General features: G+C 60.1%; 17 protein-coding genes. 10 read left to right on the top strand and 7 right to left on the bottom strand.

Annotation, left to right across the window (positions count from 1 at the left end):
- Positions 1–171: 171 nt before the first annotated feature.
- The gene (locus U9R61_RS04890; RefSeq protein WP_322487700.1) at positions 172–1,002 is read right to left on the bottom strand and encodes an ABC transporter substrate-binding protein; all 831 of its coding nucleotides are present in this window, start codon (positions 1,000–1,002) and stop codon (positions 172–174) included.
- Between the two features lie 216 nt (positions 1,003–1,218).
- Between U9R61_RS04890 and U9R61_RS04885 the strand changes: the two genes are divergently transcribed.
- From U9R61_RS04885 to U9R61_RS04865, 5 genes are all read left to right on the top strand, one after another.
- Positions 1,219–3,180, top strand: coding sequence for an AAA family ATPase (locus U9R61_RS04885; protein WP_322487699.1), 1,962 nt, complete (start codon positions 1,219–1,221; stop codon positions 3,178–3,180).
- 154 nt (positions 3,181–3,334) lie between these two features.
- On the top strand, positions 3,335–4,165 hold the full coding sequence (locus tag U9R61_RS04880; RefSeq protein ID WP_322487698.1) for an NADPH-dependent oxidoreductase: 831 nt from the start codon (positions 3,335–3,337) through the stop codon (positions 4,163–4,165).
- A 440-nt stretch (positions 4,166–4,605) separates the two neighbouring features.
- A complete protein-coding gene (locus U9R61_RS04875) occupies positions 4,606–5,229 on the top strand; it encodes a helix-turn-helix domain-containing protein (protein WP_322487697.1) in 624 nt (207 codons plus the stop codon).
- 3 nt (positions 5,230–5,232) lie between these two features.
- Positions 5,233–6,579: a BCD family MFS transporter gene (locus tag U9R61_RS04870; RefSeq protein ID WP_322487696.1), complete on the top strand. Its 1,347-nt coding sequence runs from the start codon at positions 5,233–5,235 to the stop codon at positions 6,577–6,579.
- A gap of 76 nt (positions 6,580–6,655) precedes the next feature.
- Entirely contained in the window at positions 6,656–7,408 is a 753-nt protein-coding gene (locus U9R61_RS04865) for a DsbA family protein (protein ID WP_322487695.1), read from the top strand.
- A gap of 37 nt (positions 7,409–7,445) precedes the next feature.
- Here U9R61_RS04865 and U9R61_RS04860 read toward each other — a convergent pair whose 3' ends face one another.
- The 3 genes from U9R61_RS04860 to U9R61_RS04850 all read right to left on the bottom strand — a co-directional run bounded on the left by U9R61_RS04860 (position 7,446) and on the right by U9R61_RS04850 (position 10,470).
- The gene (locus U9R61_RS04860) at positions 7,446–8,489 is read right to left on the bottom strand and encodes an ABC transporter permease (RefSeq protein WP_322487694.1); all 1,044 of its coding nucleotides are present in this window, start codon (positions 8,487–8,489) and stop codon (positions 7,446–7,448) included.
- On the bottom strand, positions 8,486–9,544 hold the full coding sequence (locus tag U9R61_RS04855; RefSeq protein ID WP_322487693.1) for an ABC transporter permease: 1,059 nt from the start codon (positions 9,542–9,544) through the stop codon (positions 8,486–8,488). The genes U9R61_RS04860 and U9R61_RS04855 overlap by 4 nt, the downstream gene beginning before the upstream one ends.
- 62 nt (positions 9,545–9,606) lie before the next feature.
- Positions 9,607–10,470 (bottom strand): ABC transporter ATP-binding protein, encoded by an 864-nt coding sequence (locus U9R61_RS04850; protein WP_322487692.1) that lies wholly within the window; start codon positions 10,468–10,470, stop codon positions 9,607–9,609.
- 352 nt (positions 10,471–10,822) lie between these two features.
- On the opposite strand from U9R61_RS04850, the gene U9R61_RS04845 reads away from it, so the two are divergent.
- Positions 10,823–11,437, top strand: a complete 615-nt coding sequence (locus U9R61_RS04845) for an alpha/beta hydrolase (protein WP_322487691.1) — start codon at positions 10,823–10,825, stop codon at positions 11,435–11,437.
- Positions 11,438–11,731: 294 nt separating this feature from the next.
- Here U9R61_RS04845 and U9R61_RS04840 read toward each other — a convergent pair whose 3' ends face one another.
- Entirely contained in the window at positions 11,732–11,965 is a 234-nt protein-coding gene (locus tag U9R61_RS04840) for a hypothetical protein (RefSeq protein ID WP_322487690.1), read from the bottom strand.
- A gap of 196 nt (positions 11,966–12,161) precedes the next feature.
- Positions 12,162–12,311 carry a hypothetical protein gene (locus U9R61_RS04835; RefSeq protein WP_322487689.1) on the bottom strand — a complete coding sequence of 50 codons (150 nt, stop codon included), beginning with the start codon at positions 12,309–12,311 and terminating at the stop codon, positions 12,162–12,164.
- Positions 12,312–12,633: 322 nt separating this feature from the next.
- Between U9R61_RS04835 and dusB the strand changes: the two genes are divergently transcribed.
- The 3 genes from dusB to U9R61_RS04820 all read left to right on the top strand — a co-directional run bounded on the left by dusB (position 12,634) and on the right by U9R61_RS04820 (position 15,118).
- Positions 12,634–13,689 carry a tRNA dihydrouridine synthase DusB gene (gene dusB / locus U9R61_RS04830; protein WP_322487688.1) on the top strand — a complete coding sequence of 352 codons (1,056 nt, stop codon included), beginning with the start codon at positions 12,634–12,636 and terminating at the stop codon, positions 13,687–13,689.
- Between the two features lie 69 nt (positions 13,690–13,758).
- Positions 13,759–14,238, top strand: a complete 480-nt coding sequence (locus tag U9R61_RS04825) for an NAD(P)H-dependent oxidoreductase (RefSeq protein ID WP_322487687.1) — start codon at positions 13,759–13,761, stop codon at positions 14,236–14,238.
- A 73-nt stretch (positions 14,239–14,311) separates the two neighbouring features.
- The gene (locus tag U9R61_RS04820; RefSeq protein ID WP_322487686.1) at positions 14,312–15,118 is read left to right on the top strand and encodes a lysophospholipid acyltransferase family protein; all 807 of its coding nucleotides are present in this window, start codon (positions 14,312–14,314) and stop codon (positions 15,116–15,118) included.
- Here U9R61_RS04820 and U9R61_RS04815 read toward each other — a convergent pair.
- The gene (locus U9R61_RS04815) at positions 15,039–15,896 is read right to left on the bottom strand and encodes a carotenoid biosynthesis protein (protein WP_322487685.1); all 858 of its coding nucleotides are present in this window, start codon (positions 15,894–15,896) and stop codon (positions 15,039–15,041) included. The genes U9R61_RS04820 and U9R61_RS04815 overlap by 80 nt on opposite strands.
- A gap of 266 nt (positions 15,897–16,162) precedes the next feature.
- Between U9R61_RS04815 and U9R61_RS04810 the strand changes: the two genes are divergently transcribed.
- On the top strand, positions 16,163–16,591 hold the full coding sequence (locus tag U9R61_RS04810) for a response regulator (RefSeq protein ID WP_322487684.1): 429 nt from the start codon (positions 16,163–16,165) through the stop codon (positions 16,589–16,591).
- The last annotated feature ends 82 nt before the right edge of the window (positions 16,592–16,673 follow it).

Raw genomic sequence — 16,673 nt, 5'->3', positions numbered from 1 at the left:
GGTTTTGGGGCAGATCTGCTCTCGGCATGTCATGGCGAGACGAGCGGTGATAGCGCCCTCTCTCCGTGCCCCTCAACCCGCTGGGGGGGAAGGTGAATAGCCGCAAAGAGACACAAATGCAACCTTTTTTGAGCCTTTTGTGTGTTTTCGTGGCGATTGCGTCCCTCACACCTACTCCATCCACCGCCGTTGCAACGCCGCCAACACCCCCCGCGCCTCAAGGCGGGCAAGGGCGCGGTTGATCTCGGCTTCGAGCTGGAAGGCGGCGGCGGGCATAGCCAGCACATAAGGCTCGTAGGTCAGCGCAGCAGCGATGCGCAGATCGCCGCCGGCCAGCGCACCCAACGCAGCCACGTGATCGAGGATGGCGGCATCGATCGCGCCGGTGCGCAGGGCGCGGGCCAGCGATGCCGCTTCTTCAGCCTCGACGAGCGTCACCGGGGTGGTCGAGGCCAAGCGGCGCGCCAAGGCATCGCCTTCGCTGCCCAACACCACGCCAAGGCGGCGATCTCGCAGATCGGCCAAGCCGACAATTGGGCTAGCGGCTGGCGCAACCAGCATCAACCCGCCATCAAAGTAGGGTTGGGAAAAGCGGGCGCGGTAGCCCTGTTCGGGAGCGTAGGGCAGGGCCGAGGCGATCAGATCGGCTTGCCGGCTGGTCAACTGATCGTAGAGCGCATCAAAGCCGCTCCGCACAAACACTGCCTCGACCCCCAACTCGGCAGCCAACGCTTGCACAAGTTCGATGTCAAAACCGGTCAGTACCCCGTACTGGTCTTCGACAAACGGGCGGTAGCCGGGATCGACCGCGACCCGCAGCACACCGCGTTCACGCACACCGGCATACACCGGATCGATCGGGGCAGCGCCGGTCTGCACATTCCACACCAGCCATACATAGACTGCCACCGTCACCAGCGCCATCCCATCAAGCCAACGGCGCCAGTGGCGCAGCATCGCGACCTTACCCATACCCAACGCCTCCCATTGGGAATTGCGCATTGCGTATGCGCCGCAAAGCGCCTCCATCTGCTCCATTCGGAGCCGGCACAAATTTATGAGAGCATTCTCATCTTCGCGCCTTGACCGCTCATCTAACCATCGGTATACTTCATATAACAGCATCACAACGATCATAACACGTAGTGTCTTCCCTCGTCCGAATCGTCAGCGCAGCAGCGCACAGCCGTCATGTCAATTCTGGAATGGGAGTCGCGCATGGCAATTGAGCCCTACCGCCCAACCCCTGATTCAACCGCCACGAATCGCGAGCAGGAGCTTGAGAAGAAGATTGCAAAACTCTTTGAGCGCTGGAATTGGAAGTTATTCCGCTTCTTGCGCTTGATGCTTTTTCTCGGCATTGGCATCTGGTTAGCCACCAACCTGCTTCCCGGCATTTTCAACATTATTATCACCGGCGAAATCGGTAATCTAATCCTCCAGATCATTCCGGTCGCCGTGTACCTCTTCTTCTTCATCGGCTTCCAGTTCTGGCTGATGTACTTCTTTATGGCCCGCACCCGCATCTACTGGGTCAAGCCGGGTGAAACCGGCGTTAGCTTCAAAGACTACCGCGGCAACCCAGAGGTGTTGGAAGCAGCGCGCCGAGTGGTGACGCTGCTCAAAGGCGCGAAAGAGTTCAAGCAGATGGGTGGCGAAGTCACCCGCGGCATCTTGCTGATCGGCCCTCCCGGCACCGGCAAGAGCTACCTTGCCCAAGCGATCTCCACCGAAGCCGGGGTACCGTTTGGCTACCTCAGCGCGCCATCATTACTCTCGGCGTGGATGGGGATGGGTAACATCAAGGTGATGAACCTCTACCGCAAGGCCCGCCGCTTCGCCCGCGAGTACGGCGCGTGCATCCTGTTCATTGATGAAATTGACGCGATCGGGATGGCGCGCAGCTCGAACCTGATGGGTACCGGCGCTGCTGGCGCAGGGATGAGCAATCGCGAGAATGTGGTGATGGGTGTCGGCGGCATGATGGGTGGCGGCAGCAGCTTGCTCAACGAGTTGCTGTTGCAGATGGATCCGCCGCCGCAAGATCAAACGTGGTGGGGCAAGTTGCTGCGTCTCGTCGGGTTGCGCCGCGGTAAGGCCGAGATGCCACCAGTGTTGACGATGGCTGCTACCAACCTTGCCGAGACGCTCGACGCCGCGCTGTTGCGGCCCGGTCGCTTTGACCGCAAGATCGCGGTTGAGCCGCCCGACGCCGATGGCCGCCGCGAGGTGATTGAGTACTACCTGAGCAAGGTTAAGCACGAACCGATGCCGATTGACCGGATGGTCGCCGACACTATCGGTTATACACCGGTGGCGATCAAGTACGTGATCAACGAAGCCACCATCCATGCCCACTTCGATGGCCGCGCTGCGATCAACTACTGGGACTTCACCCAAGCGCGTGAGATCCACGAATGGGGTCTGAAGCAGCCGATCCGCAGCATGTCATACGAGGAGCGCCGGCGGATCGCGTACCACGAAGCCGGCCATGCCTACGCCGCCGTCAAGCTGCTCAAGAAAGAGCGCCTGACCAAGGTGACGATTGTGCGCCACGGCAATGCGCTCGGCTTTGCGGCGTGGAAGCCGGAAGAGGAGATTCACACCCGCACCCGTGAAGAGCTGCTCGACCGGATCAAGATCGCGCTGGCCAGCCGCGCTGCCGAAGAGCTCTTCCTCGGCACGCAGATGAGCGGCGTTACCAGCGACTTGCAGAGCGCAACCGGCATCGCGGCGATGATGGTTGGTGCGTATGGAATGGACAACAGCTTCTTCTCGTACCTGCTCTTTGGGATGCAAGGCTTGTCGGCGCCGGATGTCAAGCCGCGGGTCGAGGCAATCTTGCAAGAGCAGTACCGGATCGTCAAGCAGATGCTTGAGCAAAACCGGATGGCGGTGATTGCGATCGCTGAGGCGTTGATCTTGCGCAACGAGCTGACTGATCTTGATGTGAATGAGATTCTGGCCCGGGTTGAGGCCGAACACCCCTACTTGTCGCCGAACGAGAAGCCAGAACGGCCAGCCTTTGGCTTTGCCGCAGCGCTAACGCGCTCGAACACCACACTGGTGCGCCGCCGCCGTGAACCAGTAGTGCTCCCGGCTCCCAGCCGGCCAGCGCCTGAGATCACCATCATCGATGCCCAGCGTCGGGATGCGGTGGATGGTGCGACATCGCCGTAGGAGCGTGACGAAGCTAGGATAAGGGTGAGGAGTGTAAGGGTGGGTTTCAAACCCGCCCTTATCTTATATCCCGGCATCCTATCTGATACTGCCCCGACTAGACCGTGTATAATCAACCCCGATAGAGTGCGATAGCAGATACCTGAGGAGTGCCATGACCGAGACATCCCTCACCACGCATGATCTCTTGCGCCAACGGTACGGCGATGCCATACCCGAACGGATCATCAGCAACGCCGCGATCGATCTGCTGCTCAGCCACCGCTCGGTGCGCTCGTACAGCAACGAACCGCTGCCGGAAGGCACGCTCGAAATCATGATCGCGGCGGCGCAATCGGCGGCCACTTCATCGAACCTGCAAACGTGGAGCGTGGTAGCAGTGACCGACCCGGAACGGAAAGAGCGGTTAGCGACGCTGGCCGGTAACCAAAACCACATCCGGCGCGCACCGCTCTTCTTAGTCTGGCTCGCCGATCTCAACCGGATCGCGCAGGCGGCGGAAGCGCGCCAGATGCCGCACGACGGCTTAGACTACCTCGAAATGTGGCTGGTCGGCGTGATTGATGCCGCGCTCGCAGCGCAAAATGCGGTGATCGCCGCCGAATCGCTCGGCCTTGGTACCGTCTACATTGGCGCCATCCGCAACCACCCGCTCGATGTCGCTGCCGAACTGCGCCTGCCGCCGATGGTGATGCCGGTGTTCGGCATGTGCGTTGGCAAACCCAACCCCGACCGGCCAGCAGCGATCAAGCCTCGCCTGCCGCAGGCTGCCGTCTTGCATCGCGAAGTGTACCAGCCTGAGCAAGTGCCGCCGGCGGTTGAGCACTACAACGCGACGATGATCGCCTTCTACGCCACACAACGGATGAACGTCGAAGGCGACTGGGTCGATCACTCGGCCAAGCGCGTCGCCGGGCCACAGAGCCTGTCAGGACGCGATGTGTTGCGCGATGTCTTGCACCAGCTCGGCTTTCGGTTGAAATAACACAACCTCGCTCACGATCATTTCACGCTCCCGTTGCACAATACCTTGTGTAGCGGGAGATATGTTATACTACACAGAGATTTGGATAGATTTGCGAGATTCCTGACACTTGCGAGCACAGTGTATAACTAACAGTATAGAAGGTGGAGTGACGCACTCTTCAGAAGTAAGAGTGTAGGTGTTTTGTGGCATAGGTTCGGTTGCGATGTTAGTGACAATTTGAACGAACGTTGACAATTGGTGCTTGCGCCGGTATAGGCAGTCTCATGTCATTGCGAGGGGGCGCAGCCCCCGAAACAATCTCCTGCTCTCGCGGGAGGAGTGCATGCAGGCATGCTTCCCGTGCTCGCGGGAGATTGCTTCGCCGCCTGCGGTGGCTCGTAAGGACACGCGGGGGAGCGGCGACTCGCAAGGATATGCGGGGAGTGGATAAACGAACGATGAGCGACAAAGAACCGCCAACCTATCTTTCGCTATCGGCGGCCAGCCAGTTGTTAGGGGTGCATGCCTCGACCCTGCGGCGGTGGGCCGATGAAGGGGCAGTACCGGTGTACATCACTCCCGGCGGACACCGCCGTTTTGCCCGCGCTGATATTCTGGCGCTGGCGGCGCGGCGACCGCTGCCGGCGCAATCGCTCAGCAGCGTGCTGGCTAGCAAAGCGCTGGCCCAGACCCGCAGCGAGCTGGCCAACCCTTCGACAGCGCCGGCGTGGATGATGGCGATGAGCGAACACGAACGGCTGGCATGGCGGCGAGTCGGCCAGCAGTTGATGGGCGTGGTGCTTCGTTATGTAAGTTCACACGATGAGCATAGTCCATTGCTGGAAGAAGCGCGGGCCATCGGCTGGAAATACGCCCGGCTGGCTCGCGCTGCTGGCTTGCCGCTAACGGACGCGATTGCCGCTGCGCTCTTCTTTCGCGATTCGCTGGTTGAGGCGGCAATGGATCTCCCTGAGGAAGCCCACGTGCGTCCGGCCGAGAGCGCCCGGCTCTTGCGCCGGATCAGCCGGGTGGCGAATGAAGTGCAACTGGCAGTCGTTGCCGGTTATGAAGCAGAGGAGTGAACCGTGGATGCGAAAGAACAACGCTTGAATGTGCCACGCACCCTGAAACTGGGCACCTTTCACATCGGTTCATCGTTCATCGATCTGTTGACGTCGGGTGTTTTGAATCGGGTGTTGATTACCGATTTAGCACTGGCTGCCACACCGGTCGCGCTGTTATCGGCGCTGCGCTACTTGTTAGCGCCGCTTAGCATCTGGGCCGGTTATCGCTCAGACTTGCGCCCGCCCGGCACGTTGCGCCGGCTGCCCTTTATCTGGGGCGGACGGTTGCCGATGCTGTTATCGTTACCGATCTTGCCATTCGTGACCGGATTGTTAGCGGTTGATCCCTCATCGCTCTTGGGGTGGGGGCTTGCACTGTTTGCCTTTCTCATCTACGGCGTTGGCACCCTTATTTCGGGGACCACTTACCTCAGCTTGGTACGTGATAGCGCCCCGCCGGCCCGCCGTGGGCAAGCGCTAGCGATTGTGCAGGTCTTTTTGGTGATCAGCTTCCCGGTGGCGGGGGTGATTTACGGACGCCTGATGCCAGTATACGATCAAGCCAGTTTCTGGCGGTTGGTGCTGATCGGCATGACCGTTGCGTTTGCGTTTATTGCGTTTGCGCTGTGGCGGGCGGAACGTCCGGCGGAAGCCCCGGTGGACGCCGATCCAACCCCGCCGGAGCCGTTCTTGCCGCTCTTGCGCCAGATATGGTCGGATCCGCGGGCGCGCTGGTTCTTCCTCTTCCTTGCGCTCGGCGCAGTGAGCGCCTTCGCCCAAGACGCGGTGCTCGAACCGTTCGGCGGTGATGTGTTTGGGTTGGATAACGGTCAGACCACGCGCTTCAATGCCTATTGGGGGGTTGGCGTGGTGATCAGTCTGTTGGGAACGGTCTACTTCACCCGCCACCGCGCCACGCACGAGCAGACCAGCGTGGCGATGGTGGGGTTGGCCTTCACCGCACTGCCGCTATTCTTGCTCGGTATGATCGCGATCACCGAATGGCAAGCGTTGCTCATTCCGGTGCTGTTCATGTTTGGTTTGGGCTTCGGCGTTTACACGGTCGGCGCGGTGTCGCTGCTGGCCGCGATGACCACCGAACGGCACGCAGCAGCGTACCTTGGTCTCTGGTCAATGACGCAACTGCTCTTCCGCGGTCTCGGCATCTTTGCCGGCGGCGCGGTGCGTGATGTTGCGCTCTGGGTCAGCGGGTCGTATACTATCGCCTATGCGAGCGTGTTTATGCTCGAAGCGATTGGTTTGGTCGCATGCATCCTGATCTTGCAGCGGGTCGACGTACCCGGCTTCGTGCGCAGCGAGAGCCGGCCATTAGGGGCGACGGCAACGTTGGCCGCAGCAGATGGGTAATTGAACCTGTGGATGGGTAGCGTGGGGCCGGTTTGAAACCGGCCCCACTGATGCCCACCGCTAACGTACCAACACTATGCGCATTGCACACTTCTGGATGACCCTGTTCGCGGTGGTCTTGATCGGTTGCGGCAGCGCCGCCCCGCTCACCCCGACCCGTTCGCCCGTCGAAGTCCGGCAAACGCAGATTGCCCTCCAAGACTTGCCCACCGTACCGCCGGCGCCAACCGAATTGGCCCGGCCTACGAAAACGCCCCGGCCAGCGATCAATCTGGTGGAGCTGCTCAATCTGAGCGATAATGATCCGCGCGCGCTCGGCGATCCCAAGGCGCCGGTGCTCATGATCGAATTCACCGACTATGAATGCCCCTTCTGCGCCCGCTTCGTCAGCGAGACGCGCCCGCGCATTATCAGCGAGTTTGTCGAGACTGGGATCGTGCGCTTAGTGGTGCGCGACTTTCCACTGACTTCGATCCATGCTTCGGCAGTCTTGGCGGCGAGCGTGACCCACTGTGCGGCAGCGCAAGATCGGTTCTGGCCGGTGTATGAGATGCTGTTCCAAACCCATGGAGTGGAGTGGGGCGGGGTGCCGAAGCGCGATCGGGCCACGTTGATTGAGCTGGCCGGCAACCTTAACGTCGACACGGCGCAGCTCACTGCCTGTCTCGACGACCCGGCGACCGAAGCGGCGGTGCTGGCCGAGCTAGAGGCAGCCTCGGGCTTGGGCATTAATTCAACGCCCAATTTCCTTGTCAATGGCCAATTGGTGCGGGGTGCGTTGCCGTTTGAGAGTTTTGCCAGTTTGATTCGACAGTTGGCCGGACGGTAGTAGGGCATAGCGGCGCCATCCCCTACTACCCTATGGGTTACCGTTCGCGCGCTACCCGCAACGCGCCGGCTAATGCCACGATCATCACGCCTAACACGGCGAGCTGGCCGGCAATATCAGGCAGCGTTGCGCCGCGTTGGACGATAGCAAGCACCGGATCGATCATGTAAAAAGTCGGGAAGAACTGCGCGATCCATTGCGGGATCATCGGGAACAGCGCGATCAGCGCCGGTGCGTAGAGCAGCAATCCTAACCCCTTGACGGTGGCGAACAGCGAGTTGATGTCGCTGACCAGCACGCCGAGCAGAATGCCGAACTCGGCGGACAACACCGCACCGAGGAAGAGCACCAGCAACACCAGCCAGATCTGGCTGCTCCACGCACCGTTGAGAGCCAACACTACCAGCGCCATCACCGTGCTCAGCGCCACGCCGAGCACCCCCTTGGCGACATAGATCTCGGCGCGGGTCGCCGGAGTCACCAGCAGCGCGTGCAAGGTGCGGCACTGCTTCTCGCTGACCAGCGATGAGGCCGGCAGCATCAACGCACCGAACACCACTGTCATCAAGACTAGCAGCGGCAACAAGCGCTGCTGCCATGTAAACTCATTGTTTGCGCCGAGCATCGTGGTCGCAATAGTGACGGGAGGTTCGTGACCGGCCAGCTCGCGCAACCAATCGGCAATGGCGGTACCGATCAAGACTCGATCGCGTAGCAAACTCTCACCCCACACATACACGGTCAGGCTGCCGTTTTGCCCGTTCAACACGCGCTGATCAAAATCCGCTGATACCAGTAATCCCACATCCACCGCCCCATTGGCCGTCGCATCACGCAATTCGGCCTCGCTCGCGTAGCGACGCACGACCAACCCCGGCATCACTTCGGCCAGTTGGGTCAGGTGAGAAGCGCCGGGATCGACAATGCCCAAACGCGGCTTGCCGCTAAAGAATGTGCCAAAGATCAGGCCCAACGCCAGACTCAAACCGAGCGGCACCACAATGGTAAAGATGAAGATAAAGTTCTTTGGCCCCTGCACCGCCTCGCGGTAGAGCAGGGCAAGGATCCGGCGCAGACTCATGCGAACCTCCGTTGCAAAATGGCCATGCCCAGCGCCAGCAAGAGCAGAGCCGAAGCGGCGAGCGGCAGCAGATTGCCGCCCACCTCGGCCCAGCCTGCGCCAAAGTTGAGCGAGCGGTAGATCGTGTCAACCAGATAGTGGGTAGGGATGAGCCGCACCCAATCGGCGGCCAAACCGGGGATCAGGACGGTAAAGGTGGGCAGGGCCATAATCAACAGCGCCAGCATGCCCCACCCCATCACCGACATCAGATCGCGACCAAGCGACGCGATGAGAAAAGCGACGCCGGTCATCAACACCGAGCCGATCAGCAGCGCGGTGAGATTGAGCAAGGGGGCCTGCACCAAGCCGCCAGTGACTGCAAGCAACATCACGGCTTGCGCAAATGCAAAGAGCGAACCAAACAGACTCTTGGCGACAAACAGGCCACGCATTGTCAGCGGCGTCACCAAGAGCGCGCGGATCGTCCCCTGCTCCACTTCGGCGGCGATCAGACTAGCCAACCCAAGACACTCAACCATCAGCACCAGCACCGCAAAGAGCGGCAGCATTCGCTGGCGAGGCGCGATCTGCGCACCGGCCAGATCGGGGCCAAGGATCACCTCACTGATTGTCACCGGCAACTCTTGGCCGGCGAGGTTGAAGCTCAGCTCACGGGCAGCCGCTTCGTAGACGCTAACAAAATCGGGCGTCACCTCCGGCGCCAACAGCAACTCGATTGTTGGACGGGCGCCTTGGCGAAGCTGGTCAAACAGATCTGGCGGAAAGGCAAACCCGACCGTCACCTCGCTGGCAGCCACAGCGGCGCGCAGATCGGCGGCGGAAGCGAACTGCTTCACCACCACCGCATCATCATCGAGCGCCGTGGCCAGCGCCGGCGGCATTTCGGGAATGGCCAACCCCACCTTCAGGGTCTCATCAACCGTGGCCGGCAACAGGAAATAGATGACTGCATACGCTACTAAACCGAGCACCGTCACTAAGGCAAACAAGCGATTGGCGAAATAGAGCCGGGCATCTTTCTGGATCAAGGCCCAGATCGCAGCAGCGTTCATAGGTGGATCCTATCGCTCGGAGATTGCTGCGGGCACGTTGCACCCGCGCAATGACACGATGGTTAAGCCAAACCGCGACCGGTCAGACGAATAAAAATATCCTCCAGCGTCGCCTCTTCGCTATGGAGCGTCACTACTTGTTGATGAGCGAGCAAATCGGCGATTTCAGCCGGCGTTTCGGGTCGGTCGAGAATAATCTCGCGGGGGAACAACTTCCCATCGGAACCAACCACCTCAACGCGCACCATGCGCTTGCCATACTGCTGCTTGAGATTATGCGGCGTATCGAGGGCCACAATCTTACCACTATTGATAAAGGCGACTCGATTGCACAGACGATCAGCTTCGTACATGTCGTGGGTGGTGAGAAAAATCGTCGCGCCGCGCTGCTGCTCTTCGAGAATAACGCACCGGATCGCCTCGGCAGAGGTCGGGTCAAGCCCCTCGGTCGGCTCATCGAGAAAGAGAATGTCGGGACGATTGACCAGAGCGCGGGCAATCATCAGCCGCTGCTTCATACCTTTGGAATAGCGACCGACCAGATCGGCGCCGCGACCATCGAGGCCGACCCGGCGCAGCAACGCATTGATATCAACATCGCGCACGCTAAACAGCTTGGCAAATAGGCGCAAATTATCAATGCCGCTCAACTCCTCGTAGAGATTAGGCTGCTCGAAGCAGACGCCAATGCGGGCCTGCACCTGCTTGGGATGGCGAGCCACATCAATCCCCAGCAACAACGCACGCCCGCTAGCCGGACGGAGCTGACCGGTTAGCATCTTGACCGTCGTGGACTTGCCGGCGCCATTCGGGCCAAGAAAACCAAGAATCTCGCCGGGGGCGACGGTAAAGCTGATGTGATCGACCGCGAGCAGATCGCCGTAGCGATAGGTCAACTCTTCAGCGACGATAGCAGGTTCAGGCATAACAACCTCGAGCAAGACAAGAACCGCCAGCGCGATACTGGCGGCCCGTGCGGTTACACAATCATTATAATCCCGTTGCGGCAGACTGCAAGATGAATGTCAGGCAGTTTTAGGTGCAACTGTCGCAACCGAAGGAAGCTATGGAATGCGGCAGTGAGACTGCCGCATTCCATAGAGGGTACACGCTAGGACAATGCGGCAGTAGAACTGCCGCACGCCATAAGCGTAGAGCGACTGTACGGAACAAAAAAATTATGTCAATAAATACAACCATGCTATACTACCCATACCACGCTATAGAGTACGCAAGCGGTAGACCGTTTCCCAAGCACACCACTACGTAGAGAGCGTCATGAGCACCGTACTGACCAGCTTTAGCCACCGCTTCATCTCACCATCCGACCCGCCAGCCGCGACACCCACCCTCTTGCTCTTGCACGGCACCGGCGGCAACGAACACGATCTCATCCCGATTGGGCGCGAACTGATACCGCACGCCGCGCTGCTCAGCCCACGGGGGCGCGTGCTGGAACGGGGCATGCCACGCTTCTTTCGCCGCTTCGCCGAGGGTGTCTTTGATATTGACGACATCAAACGACAGGCAGCAGCGCTCAACGAATTTCTCGACGCCGCAGCGATAGCATACAGCTTTGACCGGCAGCGGGTCATTGCCGTTGGCTATTCGAACGGCGCCAACATCGCCGCCGCGCTCCTCTTGCTCCACAGGGCCGTTCTGGCCGGAGCCGTGTTGTTGCGGCCAATGACGCCACTGGTGACTCATCCGCTACCTGATCTGGCAGGCATGCCGGTGCTGGTAGTGACGGGGAAGTATGACGGGTTAGTGACAACCGCGGAGACTGAACGGCTCGCGGGTCTTTTGCAAACCGCCGGGGCAACCGTCACCCTTGCGATGCTCGAACAAGGCCATCAACTAAGCCAAGAGGACATCCGCATCACGCGGGAGTAGTTGCAGGCGGGGCACGTTGCGGTTGGCTGAGCGATCTGACAGAGCGATAGAGACGTAACGACATCCAAAACCCCGCCGGAGCCAACTCTGGCGGGGCTCTTATGGCGAAAGACAGGCAAGAACTCCCTAGCAATCGGGTTCGGCGCAGCGTACGATCGAACCATTCAAGCGCCTCGTGTCATCTGGCGCGTTTGCGAAAGGAGCATCCCATGCGACGACGACGCAAACCTACCGCAAACGTCGGGATCAGCAACATCCTGATTGGCGCCGTCCTTACATGCGGCATTATTGGCATCATTGGCGCACGTATAAACGCCACAGCAAGCAACAACAGCCAACCCACCGCGCGGCCATCGCCAACAATGGTTCGCACCCAAACGGCGACTCAGCCAGCGGTTGCCACACCCACCTCAATACCCGCATCACCCACAGCCACACCAACCCCGGCGCTTGTATCAACCACTGCAGCGCAACCATCACCGCAACCATTAGCATCGCCAGCGCCATCGCCAACGGGAACAGGGCCAACCATCCTTGTGGCCTGCCTTGAAGGATTGGCGTGGGAACCGACCACGCTTGTGCGGGTGATCGACGGCGACACCATTGACGTAAGGATCAACGGCAACACAGAGCGCGTCCGGTACATTGGCATCAACACCCCTGAGCGCGATCAACCGGGGTACAGCGAGGCGATTCAAGCCAACCGCCGCCTCGTCGAGAGCGATCAACTCTGGCTCGCGCGCGACGCGACGAAATCATCAACGAAGCGCACCATGCGCGCGCCGTGGGCGGTCACCGCGACATCGAACGGGTGGAGGTAGATGTTGGCCAGCAGCGGCGAGAGCGGGCCGCCTTGGAGCGTGCTGCACCGCACGCACTGCGCACCAACACGCCCAACCTAGCCACGCCGCGCGCCGGAAAGCCCGGCGTACCGTCGATTTGCACAATCAGCCATTCGGCTAGGCGAGCAGGCTGTATGCGAGGATGAGAAAGATCGCGCTGGCTCCTCCTTACCCAAGAGCTTCGTATCAACAGCGCCGGTGTGCGGCGGAAGATGTAAGGCGCTATACCTTGAGAATAGCAAAATATATGTTCACAAATGTAAAAAATTTACAAGACTTTTGGACGAGTTTTCAACCTCGCTCAACGGAATACCCCTTGCCAACACGGCTACACTCTCTGCTATAATGAAAGGTATGAGCGAACAGATCACTCTTGCTGAGATTGCGCGGCTGCCGACCGCCTACCACGTCGCGCATATCCGTATCGAACCGAATATCATCCTCGCCCCGATGGCCGGCGTGACCGACAGCATCTTCCGCCGGATGATTCTGCGCCTCGGCGGCTGCGGCTTGGTCAGCACCGAAATGACCAATGCGGCCAGCGTCAGCCCCAAGGCCTTGCGCCGCCACCAACTGCTCGACTATTTGCCGGAAGAGCGCCCGCTAACGATGCAGATTTCGGGCAACGATCCCGATCTAGTCGCCAACGCGGCCCACATCGTCGAGCATTTAGGCGCCGACATTATTGACATCAACTGTGGCTGTCCATCGCCCAAAGTGACCGGCGGCGGCCACGGTTCGGCGTTGCTGCGCGATCTGCCGAAGATGGAACGGCTGTTGCGCGCGGTGCGCGCGGCGGTGCAGATTCCGGTGACGCTGAAATTCCGTGCCGGGTGGGATGAGCAGAGCCTGAATTATATCGAAGCGGCGCAACGCGCCGAAGCTGCCGGCGTTTCGGCGTTGGCGCTGCACCCGCGCACCCGCGAGCAGGGGTACAAAGGACAAGCCGACTGGTCACGGGTTGCCGAAGTCAAACGTGCCGTCTCGACCCCGGTGATCGGGAGCGGTGATGTGACGACGGCGGTTGATGCGCTGATCCGGTTGCGTGACAGCGGCGCTGATGGGGTGATGATCGGGCGTGGCGCGATCGCTAATCCGTGGATCTTTCGCCAGATCGCCGATCTGCGCCGCGGGGTCGCGCCGTTTGCGCCGGCGCCGGCTGACAAGCGCAACTTATTGATCGAATACATGGACATCTGCGTCGAGGAGTTGCCGGAACGGTTGGCTCTGAACAAGATCAAGCAGTTGATCGGCCAGTTCTATGTTGGCTTGCCCGGCAGCAACCACCTGCGCGTGGCGGTGCATACGGCTGCCAGCCTTGCTGCTGCCCGTGAGGCGATTGAGCGGTTTTTTGCGCCCTACCTCGAAACTGATGCCGCTGTGCCTGAAATAGCGATAGCGGCTGATTAATGCGCCAGCCCTCAGCCATGACAAGCGCCGTTGCGGCTGAGGGTCTTGGCGTCGGAATAGCAACCTGCGATGCACGACGGGTATTTGTTTACGCTAGGCATTTGCGGCAGCGCCGATGAAGATGATCCGGCGCCAGAGGTGTTGAGCGCGCTGCTCGGCCAATTGCCGCCGGTGAAGCGGGCCGCGTTTCTCGGCCCGTTGCCTCCCGGCCAACCCGACGCGCTGCTGGCCGATATTGTGGTCGATATGCGCGACGCCGAGTTGATCGTGATCGTCACGCCGGCGACGGTGCCGCAACTGCCGGCCCGCCTCAACAATCTGCTGCGCGCCGCCTATGCCGCCGATCTGGCCGGACGCTACGCCGCGTTAGTCGCCGTCGGGCCGCACGCCGCCGCCGTGCTCAATGAATTGCGGGCCGCGGTTGCAACATGCGGTTTTACGATCGCCGGTGCAGTTGCGCTAGCCGCAGACACGCCGTTGCCACACGCCGCCATCCAAGCGGCGTACAAGGCAGCGCGCGCAACGCTGGCACCGCATGCGCTCCTATAGTACAGGCAGAGCGCTGCGCTGCCCCAAGAGCAGCGCTCTGCCCTATGCCGTCCATCTTTACAGCAAAGCCACTATGGTCACGCCTCGCATCCCAGCTAACAAAATCTGGATCGCCGACGAAGCCATCTACTATCTGTTAGCGCGTCCGGCGCTCAAACGCAGCTTTGATCACATCTGGTTCGCCCAATACGGCCCACGCCCTGATCCGCAGCATGGCCCCTACATCTTCTACCTGAACCATTCGGCGTGGTGGGATGGGTATATGATGATGCTCATTCACCGCGCGATTATGCGGCGGGCATTTGACAGCTATCTCATGATGGAAGAGCGGCAACTGCGTGCGTATCGCTTCTTTACATGGTGCGGCGCTTTCTCGATCGAGCGCCGCGATCCCGCCGAATCGCAGCGCGCGCAGATCTATGCCGCGAACCTGTTGCGCGAGCGACGCGATCGGGCACTCTACATCTTCCCGCAAGGCCGGATCGAAGCCAACGACTACCGCCCGCTGACCATCTACCCCGGCATTGCCCGCATCGCCGCGCTCGCCGGCGATGTCACCCTTTGCCCAATCGCCCTACGCTACGAATTCCTCGGCCAGCAATGGCCGCATGCCTTTGTGCAAATCGGCCCGTCTCACCCACCGGCCAGCCGCGACGATATTGAAGCGATCCGGGCCGATGTCGCCGCGCGGCTGACAGCGGCAGTTGACACCCTCCGCGCCGATGTGATCGAGCAGCGGCTAGGCCGGTTCCAGCCGCTGCTCAGCGGACGGTGGGGGATTGACCGCACGTGGGATACGATCAAGGGTTGGTTTCGGCGACGCGACGCAGACGGCGGGCCAGCCGCGGCAGCAGCCAATCGCCTGCGAGCACGAGCATAATCAAGCCGCCGATCAGGGCCGGCAACACTTGGCCGCGGGCAAGGTTAACGACCACGAACATCGTGAGGTTGGTTAAATACAACACTGGCGGCAGCCACGGCATTAAGTGCTGCGGCGCATGGCTGCATTGCGCCGCTTGCCGGCGCAACGCCAGCAACACCCACGACAAGAGCAAGCTCGTCACCCACCACGCCACAAAGTTGGACGCCGGAATGCCATAGTAGAAACCGGTCTCATCACTCGTCCAAACCCAGTAGCGATTGATGTAGACGGCGAACGGCTCAATTGTTACGTCAAGCAACAACGCAAACGACGCCGCGGTCAAGACGCGGGTCGGATGAAGCTGGTGATCATCTACCGGACGGCCATCACGATTGAGGATTCGCTCGGCGACGCCAACCGCCGCCACGACAATCAACAGCCATGCAAAGGGGATAGCCAGCGGCACCACGCCGAAGATTTGCGGTTGCAGCACATCGGTGTACGAATAGCTCCCGAACGGAAAGCCGGTGGTTGCACCAATGTGCTCAACCGCCCACGAAATAACTAGAATCAAGCCGGCTGCCAGCGCCCCCCACCAGCGATAGCGCACGGTCAGCCACAAACCCATCAACGCGCCTTGCAAAATCAGCAAGGCGCCACCCATCCACGTGCCCCACACCGGCACTCGATCCAGCGCGACTAAGACAATGGCGAACGGATAGATAAAGAGGTAGACGGCGAGCAGAAGAACAACGCTGCGACGTAAATGTGACAACAAAGATTGATCAGAAAGCATAGAGTAATATATTCCTGACAGACGGGTCATACCATTCGGCAGCCCCTATAGTTGATTATAGATTCGCTTTCATGGCCTGTCAAAGCCCATCAACGACCTAACTAGATCATCACGATCGCCAGCAGCAAATTGACAAAACTGTTATGGCAACAACCGCAAATATGTGCTACACTAATAATAGGAATAAAGTACTATTACCGCCGGCGCCGCCTCTACAGCTCATATCTTGCAATGGCGCAGGATCAGCGACATGGGGGGGGTGACCAATGACACACGCGCAAGCCAATGGCCATCTAGTACGCATTCTCCTTGTAGAGGATGACAATAATATTGGGCGCATTATCGAATTTGCCATGCGGGGGCTTGGCATTCCCTACGAATTCGTGTCGGTACTCAGCGCGGAAGAGGCTCTCGAACGCTGGAAAGAGCAGCCGTTCGATTTACTGATCACCGACTACAACCTGCGCGGCCTGAGCGGCGTGCGCCTGATCAAGGAGCTGCATGCCCAAGGGTATTACCCGCTAACGCTGATCGTCACCGCCTATGACTCGTCTGAGGTACGGAATGCAGCCGCTGAAGCGGCGGTCGATAGCTACATGACCAAGCCCTTCTTCATCGACGAATTGATCGAGCGGATCAAGCAACTGCTCCCCTCGGTCCACATCGTCCACGAGCGCATGATCAACGGGTATTGAACCAATTATCGCAGGTAACACGCAAGCAGCTTTAGACCAGCGTGCGGCAGACGCCTGCCGCACGCTGTATTTCAGCCGGTCA

It is taken from the genome of Chloroflexus sp., assembly GCF_034431535.1.
Taxonomy (GTDB): domain Bacteria; phylum Chloroflexota; class Chloroflexia; order Chloroflexales; family Chloroflexaceae; genus Chloroflexus.
This window is presented reverse-complemented; position numbering and strand designations above follow the sequence as displayed.

Coding starts and splice junctions, on each gene's coding strand:
- U9R61_RS04810 (WP_322487684.1), top strand. CDS start 16,163: ATGACACACGCGCAAGCCAATGGCCATCTAGTACGCATTCTCCTTGTA.
- U9R61_RS04880 (WP_322487698.1), top strand. CDS start 3,335: ATGACCGAGACATCCCTCACCACGCATGATCTCTTGCGCCAACGGTAC.
- U9R61_RS04865 (WP_322487695.1), top strand. CDS start 6,656: ATGCGCATTGCACACTTCTGGATGACCCTGTTCGCGGTGGTCTTGATC.
- U9R61_RS04885 (WP_322487699.1), top strand. CDS start 1,219: ATGGCAATTGAGCCCTACCGCCCAACCCCTGATTCAACCGCCACGAAT.
- U9R61_RS04855 (WP_322487693.1), bottom strand. CDS start 9,544: ATGAACGCTGCTGCGATCTGGGCCTTGATCCAGAAAGATGCCCGGCTC.
- U9R61_RS04875 (WP_322487697.1), top strand. CDS start 4,606: ATGAGCGACAAAGAACCGCCAACCTATCTTTCGCTATCGGCGGCCAGC.
- U9R61_RS04845 (WP_322487691.1), top strand. CDS start 10,823: ATGAGCACCGTACTGACCAGCTTTAGCCACCGCTTCATCTCACCATCC.
- U9R61_RS04815 (WP_322487685.1), bottom strand. CDS start 15,896: ATGCTTTCTGATCAATCTTTGTTGTCACATTTACGTCGCAGCGTTGTT.
- U9R61_RS04850 (WP_322487692.1), bottom strand. CDS start 10,470: ATGCCTGAACCTGCTATCGTCGCTGAAGAGTTGACCTATCGCTACGGC.
- U9R61_RS04820 (WP_322487686.1), top strand. CDS start 14,312: ATGGTCACGCCTCGCATCCCAGCTAACAAAATCTGGATCGCCGACGAA.
- U9R61_RS04825 (WP_322487687.1), top strand. CDS start 13,759: ATGCACGACGGGTATTTGTTTACGCTAGGCATTTGCGGCAGCGCCGAT.
- dusB (WP_322487688.1), top strand. CDS start 12,634: ATGAGCGAACAGATCACTCTTGCTGAGATTGCGCGGCTGCCGACCGCC.
- U9R61_RS04890 (WP_322487700.1), bottom strand. CDS start 1,002: ATGCGCAATTCCCAATGGGAGGCGTTGGGTATGGGTAAGGTCGCGATG.
- U9R61_RS04860 (WP_322487694.1), bottom strand. CDS start 8,489: ATGAGTCTGCGCCGGATCCTTGCCCTGCTCTACCGCGAGGCGGTGCAG.